Origin of the sequence: Pseudomonas congelans (assembly GCF_900103225.1) — a bacterium.
Lineage (GTDB): Bacteria > Pseudomonadota > Gammaproteobacteria > Pseudomonadales > Pseudomonadaceae > Aquipseudomonas > Aquipseudomonas congelans.
The window spans coordinates 1,073,763-1,083,377 of record NZ_FNJH01000001.1 but is presented as its reverse complement, the minus strand read 5'-3'; the positions used below and the strand labels follow the sequence as shown (position 1 = coordinate 1,083,377).

1 protein-coding gene (cut by a window edge) is annotated in these 9,615 nt (G+C 62.3%); it reads right to left on the bottom strand.

What is annotated here, in order from left to right; all coding sequences use genetic code 11:
- On the bottom strand, positions 1–9,615 hold part of the coding region annotated (gene sypC, locus BLR20_RS04230) for a syringopeptin non-ribosomal peptide synthetase SypC (RefSeq protein WP_074594534.1) (this coding region is incomplete at its 3' end). Its footprint extends 18,932 nt past the window's final position; 9,615 of 28,547 annotated nt are visible.

Below are 9,615 nucleotides of genomic sequence, written 5' to 3'. Positions count from 1 at the left end.
AGGTAAAACTGCGTGTTGCCGACCGGTTTGCCGATGTGCGCGGCGAAACCCTCTTCGCGATCCATCGCCACCCAGCTTGAGTAGGTGGTGGTTTCCGAAGGGCCATAGAGGTTGCACAGGCGCTGCACGCCGGTGTTCTCGAACAGCGACTCGACCAGGCTGCGCTTGAGCGCTTCACCGGCCACGTTCACTGTGTGGACCGATTCCGGCAGGCCGTTAACTTCCAGCAGCGCTTTCAGTGCCGAAGGCACGGTGTTGATCAGACCGATATCGTGCTCGCCGTGTTGCAGTTGCAGAACATCTTTCACCACATTGATGCTGCCACCCGACGTCAGCGGCGCGAAGCACTCGTAGACCGCAAGGTCGAAGTTCAGCGAAGTGGAGAACAGCGTTTTTTCCAGTACAGAGCCGTCGAAAGCCTTATGCGCCCAGGTCAGGAAGTTCACGGTGTTGCGGTGTTCGATCATCACGCCCTTCGGCAGGCCGGTAGAACCCGAGGTGTAAATCAGGTAAGCCAGATGTGCAGAAGTCAGCCCCGCCACTTGCGGATTCTGGACGGATTCGTCCTGCCAGTTGCCTAGGTCAAGATTGATCACAGTCACCGAAACATCGGCCAGCAAGCCCTCAGTAGCGGTTTGAACCAGCACTGCGGCCGGTGCGCTGTCCTGCAACATGTAGGCAATGCGTTCTGCCGGATACGCCGGATCCAGCGGCACATAGCCGCCGCCCGCCTTGAGGATCGCCAGCAAGCCGACGACCATCTCCGTACCGCGTTCTACACAGATCCCGACCCGCGAATCCGGCTGCACGCCCTGCTTGCGCAAGGCATGGGCCAGGCGGTTGGCCTGCTCGTTGAGCTCGCCATAAGTCAGGCGCTGCTCGCCGTGCACCACTGCTAAAGCATCCGGCGTGCGCTCGACCTGTGCTTCGAACATCCCGTGGATGGTCTGCTGCTGCGAGTAATCCAGCGCGGTAGCGTTCAGGCCATGCACCAGATGCTCACGCTCCGCCGCCGACAGAACCGACAAGCCTGCCAGCGGCACCTCGCCGGACTGCTCCAGTGCGCTGACCACATTCTCCAGAGTGGTCTGCACATACGCGCAGACGCGTTGCGCGTCGATGCAGGCGCTGGCTTGAATCGTTAAACTGAAGCCCGTTCCCTCATCGTTTACTGAAAGGGTCAGCGGATAATTGGTGCGCTCTTCGCCACGCAGGCTTTCGATGCCTTGCCAGGCGTCCAGTGTCTGCTGGCTGGCCTCACCGGCGACATGTCGGTAGTTGAGCAAGGCGCTGAACAGTGGTGTCGAAGCGGACACGCCACTGCAACGCTGTGCCAGTACCAACGAAGCGTGTTCATGGGCAAGCAGGCCGCTGAGTCGTGCGTGGGTAGCCTTCAGACCGTTGCGCACGCCCTGCTCGCCCAGCGTGACCCGCAGCGGCAAGGTGTTGATGAACATCCCCAGCGCCCTGTCAGACCCGGCACCACCCTGCAGGCGGCCGAGCAATACCGTGCCGAACACCACGTCATCCTTGCCTGACAAAGCGCCCAGAACACGGGCCCAGGCCAGGTGATACAGACTGGCGGAGCTGACCCCGAACTGACGGGCCTGCAAGCGCAGGCGGCGGCTCAGGTCCATGTCGACCGTCTGGTGCGCTTCCTCGATACCGCGACCGTCACCCTGTACGTCCAGCAGGCCGAACGGCAGCGTCGGCTCATCGATGTCACCGAGCATGTCGCGGAAAAACGCTTCGTGCTCCTCGCGGCTCACGCCGAGCATGGCTTGCGCCACGTAATTGCGGTAAGGCACGGACGGTGGCAGCGAGGCTTGCTGCCCCAGCATATAGGCCTCGATTTCGCCGCTTAGAGTGCGCAGCGAAGTTGCGTCGTCCACCAGGTGATGGAATAGCAGCATGCCCAGCCAGCGATTGTTCACCTCGTCATGTGCATAACCGATGCGCAACATCGGCGCCTGACGAATGTCCAGGCGCGTGTGGCGAGGGGCCAGGCGTTCGAGCAGTTGTTCGGCGATGTCGCCATCGGCCGAGTCCAGCACCTGTTCATCCAGGCCCAGGGTCGCTTCACGCCAGACCACCTGCACCGGAGCGTCGAGACGCTCCCAAAGCACGGCGGTGCGCAGGATATCGTGCCGGGCGATTACGCCTTGCATAGCCTGGGCGAAACCGTGCAAACGCTCGAGGCTGTCAAAGCCAAACAGTGCGTATTGCAGGTACGGGTCTCCCTCGGTCGCGGCAAGGTGGTGATACAAAATCCCTTCCTGCAGCGGCGCCAGTGCATAGATGTCCTGCACGTTGGCCAGACCGCCGGGCACGCTTGCGACCACGCGGTCGATATCATCCTGGCTCAGCGCTGCCAGAGGCAGCATGTCCGGGGTGATGCGCTCGCAGCCAGCGGTAATAAGATTGGCGGGTACTTCCACTGCACCTTTGCCGCCCACCGCTGCCGCCAGTGCAGACAGGGTCGGCTGACTGAACAGCACGCGGACGTCGGCAACCAGATCAATCTGACGCATGCGTTCGATCAGTTTCACTGCCAGCAGCGAGTGGCCGCCCAGTTCGAAGAAGTTGTCATGACGACCGACCTGCTCCAGTTGCAGCAGGTCTTGCCAGATCCGCGCGATGGCCATCTCGGTATCGTTTTCAGGTGCTGCGTAGCCACGACTGGCCAGCGCCGAGCGGTCAGGCACCGGCAACGCCTTGCGGTCGAGCTTGCCGTTGGCCGTCAGGGGCAACTCATCGAGTTGCACGTATGCTGCAGGCACCATGTGCTCCGGCAATGCGTCCTGCAGATGCTCGCGCAGGCTTTCGATGTCCAGCAGGATTTCCGTCTGCTGCGCCGTGACATAGGCCACCAGACGCTTGTCGCCGGGCACATCCTCACGGCACATCACAACGGCATCGCGGACGTCAGGATATTCGGCCAGACGCGCTTCGATCTCGCCCAGTTCGATGCGGAAGCCGCGAATCTTGACCTGTTCGTCGTTGCGGCCCAGGTATTCCAGGCTGCCATCGGCCAGCCAGCGGCCCAGGTCGCCGGTACGGTACAGCCGCGCAGCCGGTGCTGTACTGAACGGGTTATCGAGGAAACGCTCGGCCGTCAGTGCTTCACGGTTCAGGTAGCCACGAGCAACACCGGCACCGCCCACGTACAGCTCGCCGATCACGCCTGCCGGTACTGGTTCGCCTTGGGCGTCGAGCAGATAAAGCTGCAGGTCCGGGATGCGTTTGCCGATCGGGCTGGCACCGACGCGCTGGGCGTCTTCAGGCTGCAACGGGTAATAGGTCACGTGCACGGTGGTTTCGGTGATGCCGTACATGTTTACCAGTTGCGTGTCGGCATTCACGTTGCGGGCGTACCACGGCTTGAGCATCGCTGTTTCCAGCGCCTCACCACCGAAAATCACCTGGCGCAGCGAATGTGCCTGGGTGTTTTCAGCCTGGGCAGCAATCAGTTGACGGAACGCACTTGGCGTTTGGTTGAGCACCGTAACCCTGGCACTGCACAGCAGGTTATAGAAGTCTTCGGGCGAGCGGCTGACCAGTTGCGGGACGATCAACAGACGGCCGCCGTGCAGCAACGCGCCCCAGATTTCCCAGACCGAGAAGTCGAAGGCGAACGAATGGAACAGCGCCCAGACATCCTGTTCATTGAAGCCGAACCAGTCTTCGGTGGCGGAAAACAGCCGTGCAACGTTGCGATGCTCGACCATCACGCCCTTGGGCAGACCGGTGGAGCCGGAGGTGTAGATCACATAAGCCAGGTGGGTAGGCTTTACCGGCACCTGCGGATTGCAGACGGATTCGTCCTGCAAATCGGCATAGTCAAGACTGATCACCGGCACTTCGGATACCGGCAGGGCTTGCTGCACTGACTGCTGGCTCAACAACGCCACCGGGTCGCTGTCGCCGAGGGTATACGCCAGGCGCTCAAGCGGGTAAGCCGGATCCAGCGGCACATAACCGGCCCCGGACTTGAGGATCCCCAGCAAGCCGATAATCATCGCCGGGCCGCGTTCGACGCAGATCGCCACCCGATCATCCGGACGAACGCCTTGTGCCAGCAGGCGGTGCGCGACCTGGTTGGCACGCGCGTTGAGTTCGCCGTAGCTCAGGGTCTGCTCTTCGAACACCAGCGCCACGGCGTCTGGCTGTTGTGCAGCGCGGGCTTCGAATTGCAGATGAATCGGTGTCTCGCTTGGGTAGGTATTGCCGGGCTGCTCGCACTGTTCAAGCAACTGCTCGCGCGCGCTGTCCGGCAGTATCGAAATGGCGTGCAACGGAGTCTGCGGTGCCTGCTCCAGCGCGTTGACCAGATTGCTCAAGGTTTGCTGCATGTAGGCGCAGATCCGAGCGGCGTCGATCAGCGGTACAGTCTGCACAGTCAACAGGAAGTCTTCGCCCCGGTCATCGACGTTGAGGGTCAGTGGATAGTTGGTGCGTTCTTCATCGCCCAGCGGCAGCGCATGTATGCCATTCCAGGCGGTCAGCGTCTCATCGGTCACGGCAACGCTGGTGTGGCGATAGTTGAGCAGCGCGCTGAACAACGGCGCTGGTGCGACCACGCCACTGCAACGCTGGGCCAGCGCCAGAGACGCGTGTTCATGCCCGAGTAATGCGGTCAACCGCCGGTGCGTGGCCTTGACCCCGTCACGCACGCCTTGGTCGCCCAGGCCCACACGCAGCGGCAAGGTGTTGATAAACACACCCAGCGCTCGGTCCGAGCCTTCGCCACCGTGCATCCGGCCCAGCAGCACGGTGCCGAACACTACGTCGTCACGCCCCGAGGTCTTGCTCAACAGCTGCGCCCAGGCCAGGTGGACAAGGCTTGCGGCACTGACTCCCAGTTGACGGGCCTGGGCCCGCAAACGACGGCTGAGCTCCAGATCCACCGCCAGACAGTCTTCTTCGATGCCATGACCGTCACCTTGCACTTCCTGCAAACCGAACGGCAGCGTCGCCTCGTCAACGTCGCTCAACATGTCGCGGAAGAACACCTCATGTTCCTCCTGGCTCATGCCCAGGCGGACCTGAGCGACATAATTGCGATATGGCGCCGCCAAGCCCAGTTGAGCCCCCTGCCCCAGCAGGTAGGCCTGCATCTCATAGCGCACTACGTCCAGCGTGGTATGGTCCATGACCAGATGATGGAACTGCAGCCAACCCAGCCAGCGCTGGTTGGGCTCATCCCAGGCGTGTACAAGACGCATCATCGGCGCCCGACGAATATCCAGACGCTGGTGGCGGGAGTCGAAACGCTGGTGCAACTGTGCCGCGACGTCGCCGCCTTGCGGATCTGGGTCAAAGCTTTCACGCAGCAGCAACGCCTGACGCCAGACTACTTGCATCGGTTCGTCGAGTCCCTCCCAGACCAGAGCCGTGCGCAGAATGTCATGGCGCTGGATCACGAACTGCAAGGCGCGGGCAAAGTCGTCGACATGCTTCTGGCTGTCGAAGGCGAACAGCGATTGCAGCAGATACGGATCCCCGCGCTCAGCGCTGAGATGGTGATAGAGGATGCCTTCCTGCAACGGCGCCAGCGGGTAGATGTCCTGCACATTCGCTACGCCGCCCGGCACGCTGGCGACCACCTGGTCGATCTGCGCCTGGGTCAGGTCGGCCAGCGGCAACAGGTCCGGGGTGATGTGTTCGCAGTGCTCGGAAATCAGGTTGGCGGGCACCACGACTTCCGTGCCGCCGCCGACCGCCGCTGCGAGTGCAGCCAGCGTCGGCTGGCCGAACAGCACGCGCACGTCCGAGCTCAAGCCCGACTGACGCATACGCCCGATCAGGCTGACCGCCAGCAGCGAATGACCGCCCAGCTCGAAGAAGTTGTCGTGTCGACCGACCTGGGCAACGCCCAGCAGGTCTTGCCAGATAGCCGCGATCTGCGCTTCGGTTTCGCCTTGTGGGGCTTCATAGCCACGGCTGACCAGTGCATCAATTTCGGGTGCTGGCAGGGCCTTGCGGTCCAGTTTGCCGTTCGGGGTCAGCGGCAGTGCATCCAGCAGCACATAAGCCACCGGGATCATGTAGGCCGGCAATTGTTCCTGCAGCCAGCCGCGCAGGCTGTCGATGTCTACCGGAGCATGTCCTGCGATCAGGGTGTAATAAGCCACCAGACGCTTGTCGCCCGGCACATCTTCGCGAGCTGTCACTACGGCTTCGTGGACGGCCGGGTGTTTGGCCAGGCGTGCATCGATCTCACCGAGCTCGATACGGAAGCCACGGATTTTCACCTGATCGTCGTTACGGCCGAGGTATTCGATATTGCCGTCCGGCAGGTAAAGACCCAGGTCGCCGGTGCGGTACATGCGTGCCGCTGGCTGTTGGCTGAACGGGTCTTCGAGGAAGCGTTCGGCGGTCAGGTCGTCACGGTTCAGGTAGCCCCGCGCCACGCCGGCACCGCCGATGTAGATTTCACCCGCGACACCCATTGGTACAGGCTGCTGCTGTTCGTCCAGCAGGTAAAACTGCGTGTTGCCAACCGGCTTGCCGATGTGCGCTGCGAAGCCCTCTTCGCGGTCCATGGCCACCCAGCTTGAATAGGTGGTGGTTTCCGAAGGGCCATAGAGGTTGCACAGGCGCTGCACGCCGGTGTTCTCGAACAGGTTTTCCACCAGACTGCGTTTGAGCGCTTCACCGGCGACGTTTACGGTGTGAACCGATTCTGGCAGCCCATCTACGTCCAGCAGTGCTTTCAACGCCGACGGTACGGTGTTGATCAGGCCGATGTCGTGCTCGCCATGTTGCAGTTCCAGCACGTTCTTGACGACTTCGATGCTGCCGCCCGAGGTGAGTGGCGCAAAGCACTCATAGACTGCGAGGTCGAAGTTCAGTGAAGTGGAGAACAGGGTTTTTTCCAGTGCAGAGCCGTCGAAGGCCGTGTGCGCCCAGCTCAGGAAGTTCACGGTGTTGCGGTGTTCGATCATCACGCCTTTCGGCAGACCGGTGGAGCCCGAGGTATAGATCAGGTACGCCAGATGCGCCGAAGTCAGCCCCGGCACCTGCGGATTCTGGACGGATTCGTCCTGCCAGTTGCCCAGGTCAAGATTGATGACGGGCACCGAAACGTCGGCCAGCAAACCCTGGGTAGCGGTTTGAGCCAGCACGGCCGCCGGCGCGCTGTCCTGCAACATATAAGCGATGCGTTCTACCGGATACGCCGGATCCAGCGGCACATACCCGCCGCCCGCCTTGAGAATCGCCAGCAGGCCGACGACCATCTCCACGCCGCGTTCTACACAGATCCCGACCCGCGAATCCGGCTGCACGCCCTGTTTACGCAGGGCATGGGCCAGCCGGTTGGCCTGCTCGTTAAGCTCGCGATAGGTCAGGCGTTGTTCGCCATGGACGACTGCCACCCCTTCCGGCGTGCGCTCTACCTGCGCTTCGAACATCCCGTGAATGGTCTGTTCGTTGTCGTAATCCAGCGCGGTGTTGTTGAACGCCACCAGCAACTGCTCGCGCTCGGTCGCCGGCAGGATCGCCAAACCTTGCAACGATGTTTCTGGCGTCTGCTCCAGCGCCGTCAACAGGTTTTCCAGTGCCGTGTGCATATAGCCGCATACACGTTGGGCACCGATTGACGAAACCACCAAAGCCGTCAGGCTGAACCCGTCAGCCAGATCATCGACGTTCAAGGTCAGTGGATAGTTGGTGCGTTCTTCGCCGCTGAGGACCGCGATACCCTGCCAGGCCTGCATGGCCTGGTCGGATGCACTGCCTACCCCACTGTGACGATAGTTGAGCAGCGCGCTGAACAGCGGCGCGGGTGCAGCTACACCGCTGCAACGCTGGGCCAACGCCAGCGAGGCATGTTCGTGACCGAGCAAGGCCGTCAGGCGCTTGTGAGTGGCCTTGACCTCGTCGCGTACGCCCTGCTCGCCCACCGACACCCGCAGTGGCAAAGTGTTGATGAACATCCCCAGTGCCCGCTCGGCACCTTCGCCACTCTGCATCCGGCCCATCAGGACGGTGCCGAACACCACGTCCTGCTTGTTTGATACCTTGCCCAACACCTGAGCCCAGGCCAGGTGCACCAGGCTGGCGGCACTCACCCCCTGTTGCCGGGCCTGAGCACGCAGGCGCAAGTTGAGTTGAGGGTCCAGCGCCAGGCTGGCTTCCTCGATGTCGCGACCTTCACCCTGCACATCCAGCAGGCCGAACGGCAGCGTCGGCTCATCGATATCGCCGAGCATGTCGCGGAAAAATGCTTCGTGATCGGCCTGGCTGACACCCAGGCGTGCCTGGGCCACATAGTTGCGATACGGCACGGGCACCGACGCTGCCAGGCTGTCTGCCTCGCCCGCCAGCCAGGCCTGCATTTCATGCTTCACCACTTCCAGCGCCACGTGGTCCAGCGCCATGTGGTGGAACAACAGCAGCGCGCAGATGCGCTGATTGAGCGGGTCTTCGGCATAGGCCACACGCATCAGCGGTGCCTGGCCGACGTTCAGACGGTAATGGCGCGGATCGAAGCGGCTGTGCAGTTGCGCACCGATATCGCCGTCTGCCGGATCAAGCTCAAGCGCGTCAAGGTGCAACCGGGCCTGACGCCAGACCACTTGCACCGGTGAGTCCAGACCGTCCCATACCACGCTGGTGCGCAGAATGTCGTGGCGGTCGATGACCATCTGCAAGGCCTGAACGAAGGCGTTCAGGCGCTCGCTGTCAGCGAAGGCGAACTGCGTCTGCAGCACATAGGGGTCACCGACTTCGGCGGCCAGATGGTGATAAAGGATGCCTGCCTGCAACGGTGCCAGTGCGTAGATGTCCTGCACATTGGCTATGCCGCCCGGCACAGTTGCTACGACTTGATCGATCTGCGCCTGAGTCAGGTCGGCCAGTGGCAGCAGGTCAGGCGTAATGCGCTGGCAATCCCCGGTGATCAGGTTGGCTGGCACCACAATCTCGGTGCCGCCGCCCACGGCTGCGGCCAGTGCGGCCAGTGCGGCCAGGGTGGGCTGGCTGAACAGCACGCGCACATCGGCACTCAGGCCCAACTGGCGCATACGCCCGGTGAGGCTGACGGCCAGCAGCGAGTGACCGCCGAGTTCGAAGAAGTTGTCGTGACGCCCGACCTGCTCGACGCCCAGCAGGTCTTGCCAGATAACCGCGATCTGCTCTTCGGTTTCGCCTTGCGGTGCTTCGTAGCCACGGCTGATCAGCGCGTCACTGTCCGGTGCTGGCAGCGCCTTGCGATCCAGCTTGCCGTTCGGCGTCAGTGGCATGGCCTCAAGCAGCACATAAATGGCCGGAACCATGTACTCCGGCAACTGTTGCTGCAGGTGACTGCGCAGGGTTTCGATATCGACAGCAGTCTGCTCGGCAGACTGTGTGTAGTAAGCCACAAGGCGTTTGTCACCGGGGATGTCTTCGCGAGCGGTGACCACCGCTTCGTGAACCGCCGGGTGTTTGGCCAACGCGGCCTCGACTTCACCGATTTCGATGCGCAGGCCGCGAATCTTCACCTGGAAGTCATTGCGGCCCAGGTACTCCAGCGCGCCATTGGCCAGCCAGCGACCCACGTCGCCGGTTTTGTAAAGACGTGCCTGCGGATCGCTGGAAAACGGGTCGGCGATGAAACGCTCGGAGCTC